The organism is Bacillus sp. UNCCL81, from assembly GCF_900112535.1.
Classification (GTDB): Bacteria; Bacillota; Bacilli; order Bacillales; family Bacillaceae_G; genus Gottfriedia; species Gottfriedia luciferensis_B.
Genome location: NZ_FOMF01000003.1, coordinates 463956 through 489961, shown reverse-complemented (window position 1 = coordinate 489961; position 26006 = coordinate 463956). Strand labels below are relative to the sequence as shown.

General features: G+C 34.1%; 25 protein-coding genes. All 25 read right to left on the bottom strand.

Annotation, left to right across the window (positions count from 1 at the left end):
• Positions 1 to 2: 2 nt before the first annotated feature.
• Positions 3 to 1394 carry an ATP-dependent protease ATPase subunit HslU gene (gene hslU / locus BM319_RS08175; protein ID WP_069034514.1) on the bottom strand — a complete coding sequence of 464 codons (1392 nt, stop codon included), beginning with the start codon at positions 1392 to 1394 and terminating at the stop codon, positions 3 to 5.
• A gap of 11 nt (positions 1395 to 1405) precedes the next feature.
• Complete coding sequence (gene hslV / locus BM319_RS08170) at positions 1406 to 1951, bottom strand: ATP-dependent protease subunit HslV (protein WP_056470870.1); 546 nt, start codon at positions 1949 to 1951, stop codon at positions 1406 to 1408.
• Between the two features lie 47 nt (positions 1952 to 1998).
• Positions 1999 to 2898: a tyrosine recombinase XerC gene (gene xerC / locus BM319_RS08165; protein ID WP_069034515.1), complete on the bottom strand. Its 900-nt coding sequence runs from the start codon at positions 2896 to 2898 to the stop codon at positions 1999 to 2001.
• Between the two features lie 64 nt (positions 2899 to 2962).
• On the bottom strand, positions 2963 to 4267 hold the full coding sequence (trmFO, locus tag BM319_RS08160) for an FADH(2)-oxidizing methylenetetrahydrofolate--tRNA-(uracil(54)-C(5))-methyltransferase TrmFO (RefSeq protein WP_069034516.1): 1305 nt from the start codon (positions 4265 to 4267) through the stop codon (positions 2963 to 2965).
• Positions 4268 to 4475: 208 nt separating this feature from the next.
• Entirely contained in the window at positions 4476 to 6551 is a 2076-nt protein-coding gene (gene topA / locus BM319_RS08155) for a type I DNA topoisomerase (protein WP_091022153.1), read from the bottom strand.
• 258 nt (positions 6552 to 6809) lie between these two features.
• Positions 6810 to 7676, bottom strand: coding sequence for a DNA-processing protein DprA (dprA, locus tag BM319_RS08150; RefSeq protein ID WP_091022151.1), 867 nt, complete (start codon positions 7674 to 7676; stop codon positions 6810 to 6812).
• A 57-nt stretch (positions 7677 to 7733) separates the two neighbouring features.
• Positions 7734 to 8648: a succinate--CoA ligase subunit alpha gene (sucD, locus tag BM319_RS08145; protein ID WP_069034518.1), complete on the bottom strand. Its 915-nt coding sequence runs from the start codon at positions 8646 to 8648 to the stop codon at positions 7734 to 7736.
• A gap of 16 nt (positions 8649 to 8664) precedes the next feature.
• Entirely contained in the window at positions 8665 to 9825 is a 1161-nt protein-coding gene (gene sucC, locus BM319_RS08140; protein WP_069034519.1) for an ADP-forming succinate--CoA ligase subunit beta, read from the bottom strand.
• A gap of 372 nt (positions 9826 to 10197) precedes the next feature.
• Positions 10198 to 10965 carry a ribonuclease HII gene (gene rnhB / locus BM319_RS08135; RefSeq protein WP_025569029.1) on the bottom strand — a complete coding sequence of 256 codons (768 nt, stop codon included), beginning with the start codon at positions 10963 to 10965 and terminating at the stop codon, positions 10198 to 10200.
• A 61-nt stretch (positions 10966 to 11026) separates the two neighbouring features.
• A complete protein-coding gene (gene ylqF / locus BM319_RS08130) occupies positions 11027 to 11926 on the bottom strand; it encodes a ribosome biogenesis GTPase YlqF (protein WP_025569028.1) in 900 nt (299 codons plus the stop codon).
• Positions 11927 to 11971: 45 nt separating this feature from the next.
• A complete protein-coding gene (gene lepB / locus BM319_RS08125; protein WP_025569027.1) occupies positions 11972 to 12526 on the bottom strand; it encodes a signal peptidase I in 555 nt (184 codons plus the stop codon).
• 154 nt (positions 12527 to 12680) lie between these two features.
• Positions 12681 to 13025: a 50S ribosomal protein L19 gene (rplS, locus tag BM319_RS08120; protein WP_025569026.1), complete on the bottom strand. Its 345-nt coding sequence runs from the start codon at positions 13023 to 13025 to the stop codon at positions 12681 to 12683.
• Positions 13026 to 13155: 130 nt separating this feature from the next.
• Positions 13156 to 13902 carry a tRNA (guanosine(37)-N1)-methyltransferase TrmD gene (trmD, locus tag BM319_RS08115; protein ID WP_025569025.1) on the bottom strand — a complete coding sequence of 249 codons (747 nt, stop codon included), beginning with the start codon at positions 13900 to 13902 and terminating at the stop codon, positions 13156 to 13158.
• A complete protein-coding gene (rimM, locus tag BM319_RS08110) occupies positions 13902 to 14417 on the bottom strand; it encodes a ribosome maturation factor RimM (RefSeq protein WP_025569024.1) in 516 nt (171 codons plus the stop codon). The genes trmD and rimM overlap by 1 nt, the downstream gene beginning before the upstream one ends.
• 248 nt (positions 14418 to 14665) lie before the next feature.
• The gene (locus BM319_RS08105) at positions 14666 to 14893 is read right to left on the bottom strand and encodes a KH domain-containing protein (protein ID WP_025569023.1); all 228 of its coding nucleotides are present in this window, start codon (positions 14891 to 14893) and stop codon (positions 14666 to 14668) included.
• Positions 14894 to 14907: 14 nt separating this feature from the next.
• Positions 14908 to 15180: a 30S ribosomal protein S16 gene (rpsP, locus tag BM319_RS08100; protein WP_025569022.1), complete on the bottom strand. Its 273-nt coding sequence runs from the start codon at positions 15178 to 15180 to the stop codon at positions 14908 to 14910.
• 135 nt (positions 15181 to 15315) lie between these two features.
• Complete coding sequence (ffh, locus tag BM319_RS08095; RefSeq protein WP_025569020.1) at positions 15316 to 16659, bottom strand: signal recognition particle protein; 1344 nt, start codon at positions 16657 to 16659, stop codon at positions 15316 to 15318.
• Between the two features lie 16 nt (positions 16660 to 16675).
• Positions 16676 to 17008: a putative DNA-binding protein gene (locus BM319_RS08090; RefSeq protein ID WP_025569019.1), complete on the bottom strand. Its 333-nt coding sequence runs from the start codon at positions 17006 to 17008 to the stop codon at positions 16676 to 16678.
• A gap of 339 nt (positions 17009 to 17347) precedes the next feature.
• Positions 17348 to 18340 (bottom strand): signal recognition particle-docking protein FtsY, encoded by a 993-nt coding sequence (gene ftsY / locus BM319_RS08085; protein WP_091022148.1) that lies wholly within the window; start codon positions 18338 to 18340, stop codon positions 17348 to 17350.
• Positions 18341 to 18354: 14 nt separating this feature from the next.
• Positions 18355 to 21927 (bottom strand): chromosome segregation protein SMC, encoded by a 3573-nt coding sequence (smc, locus tag BM319_RS08080; RefSeq protein WP_091022146.1) that lies wholly within the window; start codon positions 21925 to 21927, stop codon positions 18355 to 18357.
• 242 nt (positions 21928 to 22169) lie between these two features.
• On the bottom strand, positions 22170 to 22913 hold the full coding sequence (gene rnc / locus BM319_RS08075; RefSeq protein WP_025568935.1) for a ribonuclease III: 744 nt from the start codon (positions 22911 to 22913) through the stop codon (positions 22170 to 22172).
• A 95-nt stretch (positions 22914 to 23008) separates the two neighbouring features.
• A complete protein-coding gene (gene acpP, locus BM319_RS08070; RefSeq protein WP_025568936.1) occupies positions 23009 to 23242 on the bottom strand; it encodes an acyl carrier protein in 234 nt (77 codons plus the stop codon).
• Between the two features lie 67 nt (positions 23243 to 23309).
• Positions 23310 to 24053, bottom strand: coding sequence for a 3-oxoacyl-[acyl-carrier-protein] reductase (fabG, locus tag BM319_RS08065; protein ID WP_025568937.1), 744 nt, complete (start codon positions 24051 to 24053; stop codon positions 23310 to 23312).
• Positions 24047 to 24997, bottom strand: coding sequence for an ACP S-malonyltransferase (gene fabD, locus BM319_RS08060; RefSeq protein WP_069034522.1), 951 nt, complete (start codon positions 24995 to 24997; stop codon positions 24047 to 24049). Before fabD ends, fabG begins: the two co-directional genes overlap by 7 nt.
• A 13-nt stretch (positions 24998 to 25010) precedes the next feature.
• Positions 25011 to 26006 carry a phosphate acyltransferase PlsX gene (plsX, locus tag BM319_RS08055; protein ID WP_025568939.1) on the bottom strand — a complete coding sequence of 332 codons (996 nt, stop codon included), beginning with the start codon at positions 26004 to 26006 and terminating at the stop codon, positions 25011 to 25013.

Sequence of the window (26006 nt, the reverse complement as noted above, 5' to 3'; positions counted from 1 at the left end):
AATTATAAAATGAATTGACTGATATCTTTATCTTTTGCAATATTTGCGAGCTTTTCATTTACATATTGAGGTGTAATCATAATTGTTCCCATTTGAATTTCAGAAGCTTCAAACGATAGGTCTTCAAGAAGCTTTTCCATAATAGTATGCAATCTTCTTGCGCCTATATTGTCTGTTGTCTGATTAACTTCAAATGCTATTTCTGCTATTCTACGTATAGCATCGTCAGAAAATTCGATTTGTATACCTTCTGTAGACAATAAAGCTTTATATTGTTTAATAATTGAAAAATCAGGCTCAACTAAAATACCAACAAAATCTTCAACAGATAATTTCCCTAATTCTACACGAATTGGGAAGCGACCTTGTAATTCAGGTATTAAATCTGATGGTTTGGAAATATGGAATGCACCTGCTGCAATAAATAGAACATGATCCGTTTTAACCGGTCCATATTTTGTCACAACCGTACTTCCTTCAACGATTGGTAAGATATCTCTTTGTACGCCCTCTCTCGAAACATCTTGAGTAGAGTTTTGCTTACTTGCAATCTTATCAATTTCATCAATGAAAATAATCCCTAGTTGTTCAGCTCTATAAACTGCTTCTTGTGTTACTTCATCCATATCGATTAATTTCTGAGCTTCTTCATTCGTTAAAATCTTACGAGCTTCTTTAACAGGAAGCTTTCTTTTTTTAGTTTTCTTTGGAAATAGACTACCTAATGACTCTTGGAAGTTCATTCCCATTTGTTCCATTCCAGTTCCTTGCATAAAATCTAGCATCGGAGCTTGTTGTTGCTCTACTTCAATAGATACAAGTTCATCTTCTAGTTTTCCAGATAATAGTTGAAATTCTATATTTCTTCTTTTAGATGTTAATTCTGTATCATTCTCTTCTTGCTCAGCATTCGAGTTTTGTGAATCTTGATTAAAAAGCATCTCAAGTGGGTTTTTGAATGAAGCTTGTTTTTTCATACTTGGTGCTAAAAGTTTAACTAATCTTTGATTCGCATTTTTTTCAGCTTGATCTTTCACCTTATTCATACGCTCTTCTTTTACAATTCGAATAGAAGTTTGGACTAGATCACGAACCATTGATTCTACATCTCTACCAACGTAACCAACTTCTGTAAATTTAGTAGCTTCAACTTTAATGAATGGTGCACCAACTAGTTTTGCCATCCTTCTAGCAATTTCAGTTTTACCAACACCTGTTGGACCAATCATTAAAATATTTTTTGGTGAAATTTCATCACGGAATGACTCTTCAAGTAAACTTCTACGATATCGATTTCTGAGTGCAATTGCTACTGCTTTTTTCGCTTGTTGCTGTCCAACAATATATTGATCAAGTTTTTCAACAATTTGACGAGGCGTGAAAGAAGTACTCATAATACACTCTCCTATTCTAATTCTTCTAAAATTATATTTCCGTTCGTATACACACAAATATCACTTGCAGTTTTTAAACTAGCATAGGCAATTTGTTTTGCTGAGAGATTTTCCCCTGCGTTTTCCTTTAGCGCACGGCCTGCTGCAAGGGCGTAATTCCCTCCAGAACCGATTGCAAGAATTCCATCGTCAGGCTCAATTACTTCACCAGTACCAGAAATTAATAATAATGAATTATGATCCATTACGATTAGCAATGCTTCAAGTTTATGTAATACTCGATCTGTTCTCCATTTTTTTGCTAATTCAACAGCAGCTCGTTGAATATTACCATTATATTCAACTAACTTGCCCTCAAAAAGTTCGAATAAAGTAAATGCATCTGCAACAGATCCTGCAAAACCAGCTAAAACTTTTCCATTAAAAAGCTTTCTAACTTTTCTTGCAGTATGCTTCATTACTACTGCATTTCCAAAAGTTACTTGGCCATCACCAGCCATGGCACTTTTACCATCGTGTCTGATTGCGAAAATCGTTGTAGCATGAAAATTGGACATGTGAATCCTCCTTAGAAATGTCGATTAATTTCTAAAATTGAGCGAATTTATGCTCTAGGATGATGTAAATTGTATACCTTTTGTAATCTTTCCTTCGTTACATGTGTATAGATTTGAGTAGATGATAAATTCTCATGCCCAAGTAATTCTTGAACACTACGAATGTCAGCACCGTTATCAAGCATATGCGTAGCAAAGGTATGCCTTAACATATGTGGATAGATTTTATTAGTCAACGAAGTATCTTTGATCATTTTTTCTAATATACCACGGACACCTCTTGCCGTTAGTTTTGTACCACGGTGATTCAAAAAAAGATCGTCATTCATTTGCTTGTTAGCTACTATCAGTCTATTTCGGCCATCTTCTATATATGTATGAAGAGCTTTTTCTGCATAACTGCCAAAGGGAATATACCGCTGTTTATTCCCTTTGCCCGTTACTAAAATAGTCCCAATTTGAAAATCTATGTCTTTTAATTTCAAATTACAGCATTCGCTTACTCGGATTCCGGTAGCATATAGCAATTCTAAAAGAGCTTGATTTCTTTGTCCAAGTTCCGTATCTAGATCGCTAATCTTAAATAGTTTTTCAAGTTCTTCCTTGTACAAAAATCTTGGTATCATAGTTTCTTTTTTAGGAAGTGACGCTAATACAAAAGGATTCTCTTTTGCTTCATTTTCTCTCATAAGAAAACGATAGAAACTTCTTAAACAAGAAATATGCTTTGAGACTGTACGTCTTGATAGCTGTTTGTCATGCAAAGTTGTTAAATAGAGACGAACATCAGAATAAGTAACTGAAGAAAATGAAATAATGGATTGTTGCTCCATAAAAACTAGAAATTGTTCAACAATTTTTTTATAACTATTTAATGTGTATTGTGAAGAGTTTTTCTCTAATTGTAAATACTGAATGAATAATTGACACAATATTTTAATATTCAAGGTAATTTCTCCTCACAAGCCACTACATACTAACATATTAAGTAGCTATTTGCAATTTATTTTCTTAACATTCTACAAAATTCATAATTGATTCTAATGCACGGTTTGCATAAGCTTCATATCGTTCTTGTTTTCTTTTAATTTTGACATCAAGCCTAGGGAATAGACCGAAATTAGCATTCATTGGTTGGAAGTGTTTTGCACTTGTTGTCGTTATATAATTAGCCATACTTCCAATTGCAGTTTCTGCTGGGAATACGACTAACTCTTTTTCCATTACGTATCTAGCTGCATTTATTCCCGCTACTAAACCAGATGCTGCAGATTCTACATAACCTTCCACTCCAGTCATTTGACCTGCAAAGAATAAATCTTCACGTCCTTTAAAACGATATGTTGCTTCTAATAGATTCGGTGAATTTATAAACGTATTTCGATGCATTACACCATATCGTACGATCTCAGCATTCTCAAGGCCAGGTATTAATTGTAAAACTTCTTTTTGAGGCCCCCATTTTAAATGCGTTTGGAATCCTACTATATTATATAAAGTTCCAGCACTGTCATCCTGGCGTAGTTGAACAACTGCATACGGCGTTTTACCAGTCTTTGGATCCTCTAAGCCTACTGGTTTCATTGGTCCAAATAATAATGTTTGCTTTCCACGTTTAGCCATTACTTCAACTGGCATACAACCTTCAAAGAAAATCTCTTTTTCAAATTCTTTTAAAGGAACTGTTTCTGCAGTAGTTAATGCTTCATAAAAACGATCAAATTCCTCTTCTGTCATTGGGCAATTTAAGTAAGCTGCTTCACCTTTATCATATCTTGATTTTAAATATACTTTATTTAAATCAATACTTTCTTTTTCAACTATTGGAGCCGCTGCATCATAAAAATAGAAATAATCTTCACCCGTTAATTCTTTTAATTGCTGTGATAATTCAGGTGATGTTAAAGGTCCTGTTGCGATAACTGTTGGTCCTTCAGGAATTTTAGTCATTTCTTCGTTATGCACAGTTACATTTGGATGATTTTTTACATATTCAGTTACACGGCTAGCAAACTCATGTCGGTCTACAGCTAACGCACCACCTGCTGGTACAGCACACTCATCAGCAGATCGAATAATAACTGAATCTAATCGTCTCATTTCCTCTTTTAATACCCCTACAGCGTTCGTTAGTGTATTCGCTCTTAGTGAATTACTACAAACTAACTCAGCAAACTTATCAGTATGATGAGCAGGAGTTTGTTTAACAGGTCTCATCTCGTATAAATGTACTTTAATTCCTCTTTTTGCGATTTGATAAGCAGCCTCGCTTCCTGCTAATCCTGCTCCAATTACATTAATAAATTGTTCTTTCATTGTTAACTCCTTCTACGCTGATTCAATCAAAATTACGTAATCATATTTTATAATTTTTTACTTAATGATTTCTTAATTAAAAGTTGATATGAAAAGTAAAAGTGAGCAAATAAATTGCTCACACTTTTATTTAGACAAATTCTTTAGGAAATATGAATTTCAGACTGATTTGCTAAAAAGTCTTAAGGTAAGTAAGTAAATTAATTACTCACACTTGTTGGTCCTCTTTGTAGTCACATGATACACATTGAACTTGAATACCTTTTTTCATTTTCTTTTCAACTAATAAGTTTTCACATTTCGGACATGGTCTTGCAATTGGCTTATCCCATGATAAGAATTCACATTCTGGATAATTCGTACATCCATAGAATATTCGATTCTTTTTCGATTTACGCTCAATTATATTCCCATCTTTACATGTAGGACATTTGACACCAATATCTTTTACAATTGCTTTTGTATTTCTACAATCTGGAAAGTTTGAGCATGCCATGAACTTACCGTATCTGCCCATTTTAAATACCATCGGGCTTCCACATACTTCACAGTCTTCACCAGCAGGTTCATCTCTAATTTCAACTTTTTGCATTTCTTTCTCAGCTATTTCTAAGTGTTTCTCAAAACCTCTATAAAATTGATCGATGATTTGAATCCAATTCACATTGCCGTCTTCAATTTTATCAAGGTCACCTTCCATTTGAACCGTAAACTCAATATTAATTACTTCTGGGAAAAACTCAACGACTAAATCAAATACTATGTGACCTAGTTCAGTAGGTACAAAACGTTTATTATCTAATGAAACATATCCACGTTTTTGAATCGTTTCTAAAGTTGGTACATATGTTGATGGTCGACCTATTCCTAACTCTTCAAGCGTTTTTACTAATCTAGCTTCCGTGTATCGCGGAGGTGGTTGAGTAAAATGTTGTTCAGGTAATATATCTTCTAATTTAACTTTTTCACCTTCAGCTAATGGTGGAAGGATACGATCTTTCTCTTCTGTGCCATCATCATTACTTTCTATATACACCTTCATAAAACCAGGGAATTTAACGACTGACCCATTTGCTCTAAATATTACATCATTATTAATTAAGTCAACTTTAACCGTATCTAGTACTGCAGATGCCATCTGACTAGCAACAAATCGTTCCCATATTAATTTATAAAGTCGATATTGATCACGGCTAACATGTGCTTTGATTGTATCAGGCGAACGTAATGTAGACGTTGGTCTAATTGCTTCGTGTGCATCTTGTACTTTATCTGATTTTTTTTCACTTTTTTTATTTGTAGCAACAAAATCTGCACCATAAGTGTCAATTATATAAGATGTTGCTTCCTCAGCCGCAACATCGGATATTCTAGTTGAATCAGTTCTCATATATGTGATTAATCCAACCTGTCCTCCACTACCAAGCGAAATTCCTTCATATAATTGCTGTGCAATCATCATCGTTTTCTTTGCACGCATATTTAATTTTCTAGCTGCTTCCTGCTGTAGTAAGGATGTAGTAAAAGCAGTTGCTGGATTACGTTTACGTTCTTTTCTAGTAACACTTTGAACTTCAAAGTGTTCACCTTTGATTTGTGATAAAATATTTTTCACGTCAGTCTCAGAATTTAATTCCAACTTTTTACCATTAACTCCGTAAAAAGAAGTATCAAATGTTTCTTTCTTTGTTAAAGCTTTACTTTTAATTGTCCAATATTCTTCAGGTTGGAAGATTTGAATCTCTTTTTCTCGTTCGATAATTAGTCTAAGAGCGACAGATTGAACTCGACCAGCACTTAAGCCCTTTTTCACTTTCTTCCATAATAATGGGCTAATGTTATACCCTACTAAACGATCTAGTACACGTCTTGCTTGCTGGGCGTCTACTAAATTCATATTAATTGGTCTAGGCTTTTTAAATGACTCTTTAATAGCGTCTTTTGTAATTTCATTAAACACTACACGGCAATCCGATGATGTATCGATATTGAGTGTATTCGCAATATGCCACGCTATTGCTTCACCTTCACGATCTGGATCGGCTGCTAGATAGATTTTTTTTGCTTTTTTCGCAGCAGATCTTAAATCCTTTAAAACTGGACCTTTTCCACGGATTGTTATGTATTTTGGGTTGTAATCGTTTTCTATTTCAATCCCCATCTGGCTTTTAGGTAGATCTCGAACATGTCCCATTGATGCGATTACTTTGAATTTTTTACCTAAGTACTTTTCTATTGTTTTAGCCTTTGAAGGGGACTCCACTATAACTAAATTTTCTGCCATCTTTTAAGCCTCCCGAGAGTTTCCTATTCTTTACTCTCTGTATTCCTTATTTCTTTCTTTTATTCTTATGTATTCTCAAATAGATTCATAATAAGAAGAGTTCAATTTATATTTTTGATTTTCCTTCATACAATTTCAAATTGTATAGTTTATTCTATACATTAGTCAAATTTTATTTAGATATAAAATAACACAAGTCGCATTAGTATTGTCAATATTTTGTAATATAAACATATTTTTTTATTTTTTAGTATATTCCTAAAATTCCTCTAAAATATCATTTGTACATGTAATTAATTTCGCTCCATCCTGAATTAATCGATGATTCCCTTTATATTCTTCCATTATAATCGGACCTGGCACTGCAAATACCTCTCTATTATATTGAATTGCAAAATTTGCAGTAATCATTGTCCCGCTCTTCTCCTTAGCCTCTAAAACGATTAAACCTTTTGATAAACCAGCAATAATTCTATTTCTTCTAGGAAAATATCTTTTTTCTGGTCTAATATAATATGGATATTCGCTAATAACTAAATGATTTATAGATAGCTCATTAAATAAGTTACAGTTTTCCTTCGGATATATATAGTCTAACCCACATCCAACAACTGCAATCGTTGTTCCGTTGTGGAAAATAGCTGAATTATGTGCAATTGAATCACATCCAGATGCCATTCCACTAACAATAACACAATTTTCTCTTATCAGACCTATTATTAATGAATCACAAATAATTTTCGCAAATGAGGTTGGTTTTCTTGCCCCAATTATACTCAACATAAATTGTTTATTTAGGATATTTTCATTACCTTTTAAATATAAAACAAACGGAGGGTCACATATTTCTCTTAACAAATCCGGATATAAATCATCATAAATTGTAATAATTTTAATATTTTTTTTATAGCTTTCTTTTAAAATATCAAAAATGGAAGTTGAATGAAGTTGATTATATAATTTATCAGCGGCCTTAGAAGTCATTTGAAATGTAGTTTTAAATGTGGAAGGTGAATATTGATAGAGGTTTTCTAAATGATGATCATAGAGAAGAATCTTCTTGATTGCTTGATAGTTTTCAAATAAAAAATGATGCAAATGAATAAGTCGAATTTTCTTTTCCATGTATTCTCCTTTCTTATAAGAAAGTAGCCTCCTATCGGAGGCTACTTATAATTATTCTTATACTAAAGCTTCATGTGTCTTACATTGTTCATATAAGCCACGCTCTTTTAATGCACCAATTAAAGTTTCGCCCATTACTGCAGGAGTAAGTGCAACTTTAATGCCACAGCTTTCCATTGTAGCCATTTTCTCTTTAGCAGTACCTTTACCGCCTGCGATGATTGCACCAGCATGTCCCATACGTTTACCTTCTGGAGCTGTTTGACCGCCAATGAATCCTACTACTGGTTTCGCCATATTAGCTTGTACCCACTCAGCAGCTTCTTCTTCTGCAGTTCCACCGATTTCACCAATCATAATAACTGCATAAGTTTCTGGATCTTCATTGAATGCTTTTAATACATCGATGAAGTTTGTTCCATTTACAGGGTCTCCACCAATACCTACAGCTGTAGATTGACCAATACCAGCTTGAGTTAATTGATGTACAGCCTCATAAGTTAATGTACCAGAACGTGATACGATTCCTACATGACCTTTTTTGTGAATGTAACCAGGCATGATACCAATTTTACACTCATCTGGAGTGATAACACCAGGACAGTTAGGACCAACTAATCTAGTCTTTTTGCCTTCCATGTACTTTTTAACTTTTACCATATCAAGTACTGGAATACCTTCTGTAATACAAATCGCGATATCTAATTCTGCATCAACTGCTTCCATGATTGCATCAGCAGCAAATGCTGGTGGCACGTAGATTACAGATGCATTAGCACCAGTAACTTCAACTGCATCTTTAACTGTATTGAATACAGGTACGCCAGCAATGTCAGTTCCACCTTTACCAGGAGTTACACCACCAACGATTTTAGTACCATACTCTAACATTTGAGTTGTATGGAATAAGCCTTGTGAACCAGTAATACCTTGTACAATGACTTTAGTATCTTTATTAATGAATACGCTCATTTTTATCCTCCCTCTCTTAGCCTACAAGTGCAACGATTTTTTCAGCGCCATCAGCCATTGAATCTGCTGCAACAATGTTTAAGCCAGACTCATTAAGAATCTTCTTACCTAATTCAACATTCGTTCCTTCTAAACGAACTACTAATGGTAAGTGTAAACCAACTTGTTTAGTTGCTTCGATTACACCTTCAGCAATAACATCACACTTCATGATGCCGCCGAAGATATTAACGAAAATACCTTTAACATTTTGGTCAGAAAGGATGATTTTAAACGCTTCAGTAACTTTCTCAGCTGTAGCACCGCCCCCCACATCAAGGAAGTTAGCCGGATCTCCACCGTAGTGTTTAATGATATCCATTGTAGCCATTGCTAGACCAGCACCATTAACCATACATCCGATATTTCCGTATAAAGAAATATAGTTTAAGTCATACTTAGAAGCTTCGATTTCTTTTGGATCTTCTTCTTCTAAGTCACGGTAAGCTAAAATGTCTGCATGACGATATAAAGCATTTGAGTCAAAGTTTAACTTTGCATCTAATGCCATTACTTCTCCATCACCTGTAACTACTAATGGATTAATTTCAGCGATTGAGCAATCTTTTTCGATAAACGCAGTATATAAGCCCATCATGAACTTAACAGCTTTGTTTACTAAGTTGCTTGGAATGTTGATATTGAACGCAATACGACGTGCTTGGAAGCCTTGTAGACCTACTGCTGGATCAATATACTCTTTAAAGATTTTTTCAGGTGTTTTTTCAGCTACTTCTTCAATTTCAGTTCCACCTTCTTCAGAAGCCATTAATACAACTTGTGAAGTAGCGCGGTCTAAAACTAAACCAACATAATACTCTTTTTTAATATCGCAGCCTTCTTCGATAAGTAAGCGCTTAACTTCCTTACCTTCTGGTCCAGTTTGATGAGTAACTAATACTTTACCTAGAATTTCACTAGCATATGTATTTACTTCATCTAAATTTTTCGCTACTTTTACGCCACCCGCTTTACCGCGGCCACCAGCGTGAATTTGAGCTTTTACTACGCATACAGCTGTACCTAATTCTTTAGCTGCTTCTACTGCTTCTTCAACTGTGAAAGCAACTTTACCATTTGGTACTTTTACGCCATAGCCTCGTAGGATTTCTTTCCCTTGATACTCATGGATATTCATGATCCATCCTCCCCTTTTAGAACAAGACAAATTAAAACACATCCCTATTGTATCTCTTACAGAATATACTGTAAATACTTTAGTAGAAAAGAATTAAATATTCTATGTTTTTATATAGAAAACCCTTTCAGATACAATAGTCAATGTAGTTTATCATATTACAATATTATTTTTCCAATAATTTATCCTTGTCCAATAAAAAATAAATTAACGACAGTTAGGAGCATTTTAATTTTAGGTTTTTATCATTTCGATTTATTTATCTACTTTGTACAAAATTAAAATGTTATGTAATATTAAATGTCGTTAATCTAATCTATTTTAGACTACTTCAGTAAATTGATGTAGTCTAACTTCCAATTATTTTTACAATCAAACTTTTTCTTTGATTGGTGCAAAGGATCTTCTATGTTCATTAATTATTCCATGCTCATCGATCGCTTTTAAATGTTCCTTTGTTCCATATCCCATATGCTTTTCAAATCCATAGTTTGGGTGTTTTACACTAAGTTCGCACATTAAAGAATCTCTTGTTTCTTTTGCGAGTACAGAAGCAGCTGCTATACTAATGCTCGTTGCATCGCCCTTAATGATTGATGTTTGAGAAATATCCAGTGGTAGTTTCATTGCATCAATTAATAAATGTTCAGGCGAATGAGTAAGTTGTTCGATCGCACGTCTCATCGCTAATTTAGTCGCTTCATAAATATTGATTTCATCAATTTCTGTTGAACTTGCCATACCAACTCCATAAGAAATTGCTTCTTCCTTGATCCGCTTTACGAAATACTGTCGTTTTTCTTTAGATAATTTTTTGGAATCATCTAACCCAATTAGCTCAGTATTTTCCGCTAAAATTACTGCCGCTGCTACAACAGGACCAGCTAATGGACCTCTACCAACTTCATCTACTCCTGCAATTAACTTTATATTTTGGCTATAAAGATTCTGTTCATATTCCATCATTTTAAGGAATTTCTCCCTAGCTAAATCTCTTTTTTCTTGTTCTCTATACCATTTAGCAACTAGTTTTTGCACACCAATTCTTTGATCACTTTCAAATTCTTTTAAGAGTTCGTTCGTAGGGTCAGTTATTTCACTTAGTATATTTTTTATTTCATCTATTTTCAGAGACATAATATAGAACTCCTTTTATCTTTGTTTGGACCATAAAATTTCATTAAAAAAGAAGAAAGTACGCTTATTCTTGCGCACTTTCTTCTAATATTTCATCAGTTACTTCAAGCATTGATGGATTTTCGAAAGTTAATCTTCCTAATTTCCCTGCTCTTAGCTCACGTAAAAATAAATCAGATGTTTTATCATAATCTATCATTCCGCCTGACATAAGTAATCCACGTTTCTTTCCAATATGATCAAAAATATCAACGACTTCTTCAGAAAATAAAACTTCCTCATTCATGTCATATCTATCTTTTAATACATTTGGATAAAACTCTCTTAAATATTTAATCGCATAAATCATTACTTCTTGTAGGTTAATGATACTATCTTTTATTGCCCCTGTAGTTGCTAAACGAAGACCTACAAGTTGATCTTCAAATTTAGGCCACAATATACCCGGTGTATCAAGCAGTTCAATTTCTTTCCCTACTTTTATCCACTGCTGTGCTTGCGTTACGCCTGGACGGTCACCAGTTTTAGCAATATTTTTTCGTGCGAGCTTATTGATTAAAGTCGATTTTCCTACATTCGGGATCCCAACTATTAATGCTCGAATTGCGCGTGGTTTAATCCCTTTTGATCTCATTTTATCAAATTTCTCTTTTACAAGTATTTCACAGGAAGAAATAATCGCTTTTAACCCTTGTCCAGATGCTGCATCAATAGCAATTGCCATTACGCCTTGTTTTTCGTAATGTGCTAACCATTGCTGAGTAATTCTTGGATCTGCTAAATCTGCTTTATTTAATAAAAGTAATCTCGGTTTATTTGAAATTATTTCATCGATCATTGGATTTCTAGAAGCAGCAGGTACCCTTGCATCTGCTAATTCAATTACTACATCAATTAGTGAAAGTTTTTCTGTAACTTGTCTTCTAGCTTTTGCCATATGGCCAGGAAACCATTGAATCGTCATGTTGCCACCTTCTTATACATTGAATAATCAAGATTAATTTGGCTTTTATTTCGCCATTTCAACCTCAGATAACGGCCAAAAAACAAAACTTGCTCGGCCTAAAATTTCTTTTTGACTAACTGTTCCGATAATACGACTATCTTTACTTAATCGACGATTATCCCCTAAAACGAATACTTGTCCTTTAGGTACAGTTTTTCTACCAGTAATCTCTTCTAACTTAAAGTCTTCAGTTAGAGGACCATCTGTCGTTTCTTTTTTATATTCGTTCAAATATGGTTCTTTATACGGTTTACCGTTAACATATAGGACATCATTTTTATATTCTACTGTGTCACCAGGTAAGCCAATCACTCGTTTAATATAATCTTTTTCCTTTGTAGCATGGAAGACTACAATATCAAAACGTCTAGGTTCATGTAGTTTGTATACGATCTTATTTACAATCATTCTACTTTGATCCTGTAGTGTTGGCATCATTGAGATACCGTCAACTAAAACCGGTGTAAAAAGGAATGTTCGAATACCAAGTGCAAGTACAAGCGCAATAAAAATTGTTTTAACTAATTCCCAAATTCCACCACTATTGCTTTCTTTCAACCTAATCCCTCCATTTTATAACCATACGTTTTGCAGTTTTAACCAGTTAAGTTAATAACTTAATTTATGTATTCTATTTTACTTTTTATTATATCCATAATCTACAAATATTGGAAAAAAAGGAGCTTGTTTAATACAAGCTCCTTTCAAAAGACTATCGAAGTTCTTTAATTCTTGCTTTTTTACCAGTAAGTGCACGTAGGTAGTAAAGTTTAGCACGACGTACTTTACCGCGACGAACAACATCTAATTTAGCAATTTTTGGAGTGTGAATTGGGAACGTACGTTCAACACCAACTCCGTAAGAAATTTTACGAACTGTGAAAGTTTCGCTAATTCCGCCACCACGACGTTTAATAACTACACCTTCGAATAATTGGATACGCTCACGAGTACCCTCAACAACTTTAACGTGAACTCGTACAGTATCACCAGGACGGAATGCTGGTAAGTCAGTTCTTAGTTGTTCTTTTGTAATTTCGTTGATTAAATTTTGCATAATGTATGCTCTCCTTTTCCAACCGATGCTCTTACAAGATTTAGTGACTCGCAGCGGAACACCGAGAATAAAGGCTTAAGTATTTACTCAAGCCACAAGTTATATTAACATATTCTATTAGTGCACGCAACTAGTTTTCTTTGTTTAATTCTTCTTTTACTTGCTCCATCCATTTTGACTCTATTTTAGAAAGAGAGTAGTTTTCGAGTAAGTCTGGACGTCGCGTGATCGTTCGTTTAAAAGATTGCTTTGTTCGCCATTCTTCGATTTTCGCATGATTTCCTGATAATAAAACATCTGGTACTTTATGACCTCTAAATTCTGCAGGTCTCGTGTAATGAGGATGCTCTAATAAGCCTGTACTAAATGAATCTTCAATTTTTGAAGTAGTATTACCAAGTACCCCAGGTAATAAACGAACAACGCTATCAGCAATAACCATAGCACCAAGTTCTCCACCTGTTAATACATAATCCCCAATTGAGATTTCATCCGTCACTACATGTTCACGAATTCGTTCATCATAGCCTTCATAATGTCCACAAATAAAAATTAAATGCTCTTCTTTTGCAAGCTCTTCAGCTTTACGTTGATTAAATCGCTCTCCTTGAGGGCATAGAAGGACTACTCTCGGCTTATTCTCACTTTTTGATACTAATTCATCAACAGCATCAAAAATCGGCTGTGGGGCTAGTACCATACCAGCGCCGCCACCATATGGATAATCATCAACATTTGAATGTTTATTCGTAGAGTAATCTCTAAAATTTACACAGCGAAATTTAACCGCCTCTTTTTCTTGTGCTTTTTTTAAAATAGAAGAATTTAAAACTCCTTCAAACATTTCTGGAAAAAGGGTTAAAAAGTCTAATTTCATCATAATAGACCTTCCATTAATTCGATTTTAACCTTTTTATTCGCTACATCTATTTCTTTCACAATTTGCTCGATATAAGGAATAAGAGCATCTTTTTGACCTTTTCTTTGAATAACCCATACATCATTTGCGCCTGGAGATAATATTTCTTTTATTTTTCCGATTTCTTCTCCATCAATTGTCTCAACAGCACAACCAATAATTTCATGGTAATAGTACTCATTTTTATCTAGCTCGTGTAATTGATCTTCAGTAATCTTTAAAATCCCATTCTTAAGTGGTTCTACAGAGTTTAAAGACTCATACCCTTCAAATGTAAGTAAATCAAAATTTTTATGTACACGGTGACTTGTTACGACTAATTCAATTGGTGTCGATTCGTTTTCCTTAAAGAAATATAGTGTATTACCTTTTACGTAACGTTTTTCTGGAAAATCAGTTCTTGAAATAACACGAACCTCTCCTCGAACTCCATGTGTATTTACAATTTTTCCGACATTTAAATATTTTTTCATTTTTTTACCTCTATATTAAAATTTCTATGTTTATGATTAGTTTGACCATTTAGATGGTATATATGTCTATCTGAGACCTTAGACGGTTAATACAAGATGTCTAATGCCAAGTATAGCATATCTAAAAGTCATAAAAGCATTAAAAGCTACCTCAAAGCTCAAACGACAACATGTTATTGGAGAGCTAGTGCTCGTAAACTCTGTAATGTTGAAAACGGCCCTTAGCTATAGCCAAGGACCGTTTTACTTTACTGAATATCTAAGTGAATACGTTTTGCGTGTTCATTACTTGCTGCATATACAACCGTACGAATCGCTTTAGCAATTTTACCATGTTTGCCAATCACTCTACCAGCATCTTCAGGGTTTACCTGTAAATGAAAGAATAGATTGTTCTCATCTTCTTTAACTTGAAGTGAAATATCCTCTGGATGATCTACAAGACTTGAAACAATTGCATTGATGAGTGTATTCATCTTTTTTTCCATAATTACTTGCCGTTGCGAGCGTTGTGGAATTTCTCTAAGATACCAGCTTTAGAGAATAAGTTACGAACTGTATCAGATGGTTTAGCACCTGTTCCTAACCATTTTAATGCTGCTTCTTCGTTAATTTTGATTTCAGCTGGTTGAGCAACTGGATTGTAAGTTCCAATTTCCTCGATGAAACGTCCATCACGAGGAGAACGAGCGTCTGCTACTACTACACGGTAAAAAGGAGATTTTTTAGCTCCCATACGTTTTAAACGAATTTTAACTGCCATTTTTAAAGCACCTCCGAAAATATTTACAACGATTTATATATTATCAAAAACCAATACTGTTTGTAAAGTAAAATTTCTTAACAGCATAATTTTTTATTAAATGATGTTTAAATGCTGGAAAATTATACAAATAGGTTAGAATAAGCCCGGAAATTTAAAACCTTTCTTCTTCCCTTTTTGCATACCGCCCATCATTTTCATCATTTTTTTCATTTCTTCAAACTGTTTTAATAAACGGTTTATTTCTTGTACAGGGCGACCAGAACCTCTAGCTATTCGCTTTCTGCGACTTGAGTTAATAATATCTGGTGTAAGCTTTTCCTGCTTTGTCATCGATTGAATAATTGCCTCTACATGAGCGATTTGTTTATCGTCAATTTGCAGATCATTCAATCCTTTAATTTTGTTTGCACCTGGCATCATTTTTAAAATATCACCAAGTGGTCCCATTTTTTTAACTTGAGAAAGTTGGTCTAAGAAATCATCTAAAGTAAAAGATGCATTTCTTAATTTTTGTTCCATTTCTTTTGCTTTTTCTTGGTCTACGTTTTCTTGTGCCTTTTCAATTAAAGTAAGCACATCACCCATTCCTAGAATACGTGATGCCATTCGTTCTGGATGGAACGGCTCAATTGCATCTAGTTTTTCACCAAGTCCAACAAATTTAATTGGAGTATTTGTAACTGCACGAATTGATAATGCGGCACCACCACGAGTATCGCCATCAAGCTTCGTTAAAACGACTCCAGTTAAACCTAATTGATCATTAAAGCTTTGTGCCACATTGACTGCATCTTGTCCTGTCATTGCATCAACAACTAGGAAGATTTCTTCAGGTTTTGAAAGTTCTTTAATTTGTGCAAGTTCTTCCATTAAACCTTCGTCAATATGTAAACGACCTGCAGTATCAATTAGGACATAGTCATGATGTTCATCCTTAGCGTGTTGAATCGCTTGTTTCGCAATTTCAACCGGACTTACTTGATCTCCTAATGTAAATACAGGCAAATCTAGTTGTTTACCTAATGTTTGAAGCTGTTTAATCGCGGCAGGACGGTAAATATCTGCTGCAACTAAAAGTGGCTTACGATTGTACTTTTTTCGAAGTAAATTCGCTAATTTACCAGTCGTTGTTGTTTTACCAGCACCTTGTAAACCAACCATCATAATAACAGTCGGCGGGCGATTTGAAACAGCAATTTTGCTTTGTTCTCCACCCATTAATGCCGTTAGTTCTTCTTGAACTACCTTTACAACATGTTGACCAGGCGTTAAGCTTTGTAATACTTCTTGTCCTACAGCTCGTTCAGAAACACGTTTCACAAAATCTTTAACAACTTTAAAGTTAACATCCGCCTCTAGTAAAGCAAGACGAACTTCTCTCATCATTTCCTTGACATCAGATTCAGATACTTTACCTTTGCCTCGAACCTTTTGTAATGTCTTTTGAAGTCGGTCGGCTAATCCTTCAAATGCCATAAAACCGTCCTCCTTATTATTCTAATTTCTCTAACGCATCGATCACTCGAAGAAACTCGTCATCTACAACTTTACCTTTTTTAGCATAAGTTTTCAAATGATTTAAAAGTTCATTTCGTTGTTGAAATTTTTTTAGAAGTAATAATTTCTCTTCATATTCTTCTAACATAGCTTCAGTACGTTTTATATTATCATAAACCGCCTGTCTACTAATGTTAAACTCTTCCGCAATCTCACCTAAAGAATAGTCATCCAAATAATATAATGACATATAGCTTTGTTGTTTAGGAGTTAAAAGAGAATGATAAAAATCATATAGATAATTGATTCTCATCGTCTTATCTAACATTGTATGATCTGCCAAAACTATCACTCCTTTGTTAAGTGAATTGCCTTTACATATGCTAGTTTACCTAATACACAAATATCTGTCAAGTTTTTTACTTGACGATTAATGAAAATCAAAACAACGAAATTAATTTGAACTTTTATCCTAATTGTCTTCTTAACTTTAGCAAATTTGAAACTTACGTTATTTGTTAGTTAATTTCCACTGTGGAGTGCTTGCTTTATGTTGGCCATCTTGCATTCATTTGAACATGATCTTACCAATCTTGTTATTAACATATTTTAAAAAAAGTGGATATGTCTTTTTAATTTAAACAGATCCACTTCAATTCTTAATTACTTATGCTTCTTTATTTATTAAATCTCCAAATAGGCCATATACAAATTGTTCTGCTTGGAATGGTTGTAGGTCGTCCATTTGTTCGCCAAGGCCAACGAATTTAACGGGTACTTTTAGTTCGTTTCGGATTGCTAAAACAATACCACCTTTAGCCGTTCCATCTAGTTTCGTTAAGACGATACCAGAAACATTTGTAGCTTCGGAGAATGTTTTCGCTTGAACAAGACCATTTTGGCCAGTCGTTGCATCAATTACTAGTAATACTTCGTGTGGTGCACCAAGTACTTCTCTAGCAATGACGTTACGTACTTTTTCAAGTTCTTTCATTAAGTTTACTTTATTTTGTAGACGGCCTGCTGTGTCACAAAGTAAAACATCGACTTTACGAGCTTTTGCAGCTTGAACTGCATCATACATTACTGCAGCAGGGTCTGATCCTTCACCTTGTTTAATTGTTTCAACACCGACACGATCTCCCCAAACTTCTAATTGTTCAATCGCTCCGGCTCTAAATGTGTCTCCAGCAGCAAGTAGTACTTTTTTGCCTTCAGTTTTTAGTTTATGAGCAATTTTACCAATTGAAGTCGTTTTTCCTACTCCGTTAACTCCAACAAATAAAACAACTGTTAAACCATCAGGATTTAAATTTAACTCAAATGAATCATCAGCTAAATCATTACCTTTATACAATTCAACTAATTTTTCAGAAATAACCTCTTGTACACCTTTTGGATCTTGAATATTTTTTCGTTTAACTTCAAATTTCAAGTCCTCTACTAATTCCATTACTGTGTTTACCCCAACATCAGCCATAATTAGAATTTCTTCAAGTTCTTCAAAAAAATCTTCATCTACTTTACGGTATCTAGCAAATAAATCGTTTAACCCTTCTGTCAGGTTATTTCTAGATTTCTCTAATCCAGATTTAAATTTTTGAGTCACAGACTCCGTTTGCTTCGAGATTGTTTCTTTTAATTTCTTAAAAAAGCTCATAATTTCAATCCTTTCTAATTACCATTCGATAATAATGCTTCACCTTCATCTAAACGAACTGATACTAGCGTAGAAACTCCATATTCTTGCATTGTAACACCGTATAATACATCACATTCTTCCATCGTACCTTTACGGTGTGTAATAACAATAAATTGAGTTTGTTCACTAAAGTATTTTAAGAACTTTGCAAATCGAGCTACATTGGCTTCATCTAGTGCAGCTTCCACCTCATCAAGTACACAGAAAGGTACCGGACGTACTTGTAAAATTGCAAAAAGTAGAGCAATTGCAGTAAGCGCTCGTTCGCCTCCTGATAATAGGCCTAAATTTTGAAGTTTTTTACCTGGAGGCTGTGCAACAATATCAACACCTGTTAACAATAAATTTTCCGCATCCGTTAGAACTAAATCAGCTCTTCCGCCACCAAACAACTGAGTAAAGACGACTTGGAACTTTTCACGAATTGCACTAAAACTTGTTTCAAAACGTTTTGTCATTTCTTCATCCATCTCACTAATTACATTGTAAAGTGTGATTTTTGCTTCATTTAAATCAGTTCTTTGTTCTTGAAGAAAATCATGACGTTCAGATACACGTTCATACTCATCAATTGCACCAATATTAACAGTTCCTAATTCCTCAATTGAACGCTTTAATAGTTTAACTCGTTTCCTTGCATCATCAACTGTCATTTCAAGTGTATATTTCATTTTTGCCGCTTCGTAAGTAGTCATATACTTTACATTTAGTTGTTCAAGACGATTTTCAAGCTCTACATCCAGTCGATTACTATTTACTTCTTGTTGTTTTAGTAAATCAGAAAGTGACTTATATTGACGTTGCTTTTCACGTAATGATTGAACATAATCTTCTAGTTCTGTTTGGTAAGCAATTCGTTGCTCTCGACGTTTCGAAATAATTTCTGTCGTTTTTGAAAATTCAATTCGAGTATCCGAAATGATTTTCTCGAGCTCTTCCTTACCATTTTCATTCGTCATAAGTTCACTTGATAAGAAGATTATTTTTTCCTTCGTTTCTTCAAGAATTTGCTTTTGTTTTATCGAATTTTCTTCAAACTGGCGAATTCTTTCGTTACTATAACTTAACTTTTGCTCTTCTTGTGCTAGAGAAATTTTCAGACTAGTTAACTTCGATTGTAATTCATCTTTAATTTCCTTTTGATTTAGTTTCCGTTCAGTTAATTCATTGATTTTCTGTTCTTTTGAAATAATCTCATTTTTTACATTAGCTTCTAATGATGATAATTCCTCTAGACGGTCTTTAACCTTTAATAAATCACTTGCTGAACTTCCCATTTCTAAATCATAGATTGCTAAAGCATCGTTTATATTCTTTTCTTCAAATTCGATACTTTTTAGTTGCTCCATAATTGAAACAATTAATTGCTTAACATTTTGAATTTCATCATTTAACGTTTGAGCTTTAGAAGAACTTTCTAGATTTGTCGTTTTAAGCGTTTGAACCTCATTTTCAAGCAAGTTCGTCTTTTCTTGCATATCCTTTAGCTTTACAGTGATTTCTTCTAATTCTCGCTGTCTTCCTATAAGTGAAGAATTCGTTGTTCGAACGGCTCCACCAGTCATCGCTCCACCAGGATTAACTACATCACCTTCAAGCGTGACAAAGCGATAGCGATGCCCAACGAGTTTAGCCAACTCATTAGCACCTTTTAAATCTTGTGCGATTAAAACAGTTCCAAGTAAGTTTTGAATCACTTGCTCATACTCGCTTGAATAACTAACAAGTGATGATGCAACCCCAATAAAGGAAGGATTTCTTTTTAATCCTTCAATTACATTAGCTGGTACAAAACGAGCTTTAACAATATTCATTGGTAAAAATGTAGCTCGGCCTAATCGTTGTTGCTTTAAAAATTGAATTGCTCTTCTAGCATGCTCGTCATTTTCAACAACAATTTGTTGTGTAGCTGCACCTAGTGCAATTTCAATTGCAATTTCGTATTGTTTGTTTGTTGTAATTAGTTCAGCAATTGCACCTTTAATACCTTCTAGTCTTGTGCCTCTTGCTTTCAATATTTCTTTAACACCTTGATTAAAACCAGCAAAATCTTCTTGAAGTTCTTCAAGTGTTTCTTTTCTTGATTTTGTTTGTTGAATAAACTGATAAGCTTTATTAAGTAATTCTTCTTTTTCCTTTAAAACTGTTGAAGTTTCATTGTACTGCTTATTCAGAGATTCAAACTTTCCATTTAACTCTTTAAACGTTAAATCAAATTGTTCTTTTTCATTAAGCAACTCAGTTTTTCTATTCTGTAATTGCTCTCTTTGACGAATGTATTTTTCATTTTCTATATCTAATCGACTCGATTTTACTGAATATTGCTGGCTTTGTTTTTCAAGCATCGTTTTTTCATTTTTTATCGATGCTTGATTATTTAAAAGCTCAATATAATCAGATTTTATTAATTCGATTTGTTCTTCAATATCACCCTCATAAGATGTAATATCATTTTGGATCTCAACAATATTTGTTCTCGTTTTGTTTACATTTTGACGAGAAAGTTTTTCTTGCTCTTTTTCTACTTCGATTAATTTAGTCGTCTCGTTTATTTGATCAGTAACTTCATCAATTTGTTTTCTTAATTGTTCAGATTGAGTTGAAGTATTTCTTTTTCGCTCCTTCATTAGCTCTTTCTGACCTTCATATTTTTCCAAGTTCTTCGTTACACTTAATAAAACTTGCTGCAATTGATCGATTGATTCATCTAATGCATTTAACTTCTCTTGTAATTCGTGTTGTTTTGATTCTTCAGTCGAAATCTCAGTCGATAACGCAATCTCTAAATCAGAATTTTGGGCAATTTCTCGTTTAAGCTCTTCCCATTTCTGGTGAAGCGATTCAATTTCGTATACTAAGAGAGCTGCCTCAACCTGTTCTAGCTCATCCCTATGTTCTATGTATTCCTTTGCAATTGAAGCTTGCATTCTTAATGGTTCAATTTGAGAACTTAATTCAAATAAAATATCATCAACTCGATTTAAGTTTTCTTGCGTTTCGAATAATTTTGCTTCAGCCTTTTTCTTTCGGTTTTTATATTTTAATACTCCAGCTGCTTCTTCAAAAATTCCTCTTCGCTCTTCTGGCTTACTGCTTAATATTTCTTCAACCTTCCCTTGAGAAATAATAGAGAATGCCTCTCTTCCAAGTCCAGAATCCATAAATAAATCAACAATATCTTTTAAGCGACAAGATTGTTTATTAATATAAAAATCACTATCTCCAGAACGGTAAACACGTCTAGTTACACTTACTTCACTATACTCAAGTGGTAATTGTTGATCTTCATTATCTAAAGTCAAAGTAACTTCTGCATAATTTAAAGGTTTTCTTCCATCACTACCAGCAAAAATGATATCCTCCATCTTCGCTCCTCGTAATGATTTGACTGACTGTTCGCCTAATACCCATCTAATGGCATCTGTAATATTACTTTTACCACTTCCATTAGGGCCTACAACTGCTGTAACACCTTTTACAAAATCGATCGTAACTCGCTGAGCGAATGATTTAAATCCAATTATATCTAGTCGTTTGAGGAACAACTGAATTCCCCCTTTTTGATTTAATTATATACACAAAAACTCCCCCATAAAAGGGGGAGCAGACTGCCCGCCAAACGCTCGCTTTCTTCGTTGCTTCACCTGTCTAACGGTGCTCTTTATCGTCTATGATAACTTAAACTCCTCACCAGGCTTCAACCCTCGAATGTCAAGCGCTTGCAATCAGTCTAAAAATCAAGTTTGATTGTTTAATTGACAAGTTTCTACTAGATTTTTTAGTTAATCTATTTACTTGACTCTTTTAATTTTAATAATGCTTCTTTAGCTGCTTGTTGCTCTGCTTCTTTTTTAGATCTACCACTACCGATTCCTAACGTTTCGCCATTTAATAATACTTTTGAAACAAATTCACGGTTATGAGCTGGTCCTTTTTCTTGAAGTATTTTATACTCAATTGAACCTGTGGAGTCTCTTTGTACAAACTCTTGTAATTGACTTTTAAAATCCATCACATGCGAAAAAGCACCATCGTTTATTTTTGGGAATATATGAAGAGATAAGAAGTTTATAACTGTTTGTAATCCTTGGTCCAAATATAATGATCCAATGAATGCTTCAAAAACATCCGCAAGTAATGCTGGACGTGTTCGACCACCTGTCATTTCTTCTCCGCGACCAAGTAATATATATCGACCAAAATCTAATTCATTCGCAAATTTCACAAGTGATGGTTCACAAACGATTGCGGCACGTAATTTTGTTAACTCGCCTTCACTCATAGTAATATATTTTTGAAATAAATATTGTGAAACGGTAAGCTCTAAAACAGCATCCCCTAAATATTCTAATCTCTCATTATCTTCATATGGTTTTTTACGATGCTCATTCACATAGGATGAATGTGTAAACGCTTGAATTAGCAAGCCCTCATTATTAAACATAATATTTATTTGTTTTTGTAATTTTACAAAATTCTCTTTTTCAACATCAGAAAGTTTATATTCTCTTACTCTTCTTGAATGCGGCATATTTACCTCCAACTAAAAAGCAGTTTGATATGCTGCTAAACCTACTAGTCAAGAAAATGATGAGAAGTCCCGTATAAAATACGGGACTTTTCTCATTACATGTTGCTCTCTATGTAGTTCACAACATCACCAACTGTGACGATTTTTTCAGCATCTTCGTCAGAAATTTCTAATTCAAACTCATCTTCTAATTGCATTACTAATTCAACTACGTCTAATGAGTCTGCATCTAAATCTTCTTTGAAACGGCTTGTAATTTGGATCTCAGATTCTTCTACACCTAAACGGTCAACAATAATCTTTGATACGCGCTCTAATACATCTTGCATTATTATTCACCTCCCCCCAAAGATTGTCTACTTATGCATTATACATAAAAATTTGGCAAACGCCAAACTAATTCATTACAAGTCCACCATCAACATTGATTGTTTGGCCAGTAATGTATCTACTTGCATCCATTGCTAAGAACACTACAGCATTTGCAATATCTTCTGGTTGACCAAAAGATTGCAATGGAATATTCGATAACATTTGCGTTCTAATTTGCTCATTTAATTCATTTGTCATATCAGTTTCAATAAAACCAGGTGCAATTGCATTAACTGTAATGTTTCTAGAAGCTAATTCCTTTGCTGCTGTTTTTGTTAAACCTAATACGCCAGCTTTTGCAGCTACATAGTTCATTTGTCCAGGATTACCAATTTGTCCAACAACTGAACTAATATTAATGATGCGGCCATTACGTTGACGAGTCATAAACTTCGCTGCTGCTTTGATACAATTGAATACGCCTTTTAAGTTTGTATCAATTACATCATCCCAATCAGCATCTTTCATACGTAATAAAAGACCATCTCTTGTAATACCTGCGTTGTTTACTAGTATATCAATACTACCAAATTCATCAACAGTATTTTTTACTAATGCAGCAACTTCTTCACCATTTGATACATTTGCTTTATATGCAATAGCTTTAACTCCAAGAGCTGTAATTTCTTCTACAACTTTAAGAGCAGCCGCTTCATTCCCTGAATAATTAACAACTACATTTGCACCATTTTTCGCTAAAGTTAAGGCGATTGCTCGTCCGATACCGCGAGATCCACCTGTAACTAATGCAACTTTACCATTTAGCATGATTTTATTTCCTCCCATTCATTTAAAAATTGGTTTAATGTTTCAACATCATAAACATTTACTAATTTTGATGATGGAGAGATTGCTTTTACTAATCCAGTTAAAACTTTTCCAGGACCAATTTCAACAAATGTATCAACACCAAGATCAACTAATTCTTGAATCGATTGATTCCATTTTACCGGAGAATATAATTGATTAACTAATAATTCTTTAATTTCATTTGCATCTGTCACAACTTTAGCAGTAACATTTGAAATTAATGGCGTTACACAATCATTTACATTTATTTTACCAAGCTCGTTTTGGAATTCTTCACTAGCAGGTTTCATTAAAGATGAGTGGAATGGACCACTTACTTTTAAAGGTAATACACGTTTAGCTCCAGCTTCTTTTAGTAAACCAGAAGCAATTTGTACACCTTCTGCATCTCCTGTAATAACTACTTGTGTAGGAGAATTATAATTCGCAATACCTACAGAATGTCCATTTTTATTCACTTCAGAAATAACTTCTTCAATTTTTTCTGGAGCTAAAAATAATACAGCTGCCATAGCACCTTGTCCTACTGGTACAGCTTGCTCCATTAATTTCCCACGTGTATGTACTAATTTAACACCGTCTTCAAATGAAATGCTTTCAGCTGCGACAAGTGCTGTAAACTCACCTAAACTATGACCAGCGACAAAGTCTGGTTTAATTCCAGCTGATTTAATCTTCTCAAGCATAGCAATTGAAGTTGTTAAGATTGCTGGCTGTGCATGATATGTAGCAGTTAACTCTTCATCTGTTCCATTGAAAATAATCTCAGAAAGACTAAAACCAATTTGTTCATTAGCAGTTTCAAAAATAGATCCACATTCATTATAGCTCTCAGCTACATCTTTACCCATTCCAACTTTTTGTGATCCTTGTCCAGGAAAAATAAACGCCACTTTACCCATTGGAGTGACCCCCTTATGCATTTGATTCGATTTTCTCCATGTGATCACTTACTAGTTTTACAACATTATGTTCAACCATCGTTTGCGTTTGCTTAATTGCACTAAAAATCCCCATCGCATCAGAACTTCCATGAGCCTTAATGACAGGTGATTTTAAGCCAAATAACGCTGCTCCACCATACTCGGAGTAATCCATTTTCTTTTTTACACCTTTTAAGTTTGGTTTTAATACAGCTGCTGCAAGCTTTGATGTGAAATTAGTAAGCATCGCATCTTTAATTAATGAAAACATTGCAAGTGCAGTACCTTCAATCGCTTTTAAAGCTACATTTCCAGTATACCCGTCTGTAACTACCACATCTGCTACTGAGTTCATTAAGTCTCTAGCTTCAACATTTCCTATAAAATTCAAATTACTTTCTTTTAGTAATTGGAATGTTTGTTTAGCAAGTTCATTACCTTTTTTATCTTCCGTGCCTACATTTAGTAATCCAACAGTCGGATTATGTATACCTCTAACTTTTTCGGCATATACAGATCCCATTATTGCATATTGAAGTAAATGGTTTGCTTTTGCATCAACATTTGCACCTACATCAAGAAATACAAAGCCTTTGCCATCTAAAGTAGGCATCGTAGGTGAAAGTGCAGGTCGTTCTACACCTTCCATTCGACCAACGACTAATAAGCCCGCTGTCATCAATGCGCCAGTATTTCCAGCAGAAATACATGCATCAGCATTGCCTTCTTTTACTTGGTTTGCCATTAAGACCATAGAAGCATTCTTTTTTCTTCTAACCGCTCTAACTGGCTCTTCCGTTCCTTCAATTACTTCATCTGTATGGATAATCGTTATATTTTTATCATTCGTTAAGAATGGTTTAATTTTTGATTCATCACCAATTAAAGTAATATGTATATCATTTAATTTTTCAACTGCAAGCATCGCACCTTCAACGATGGCTTTTGGGGCATGATCTCCACCCATTGCATCGATCGCTAATTTCAT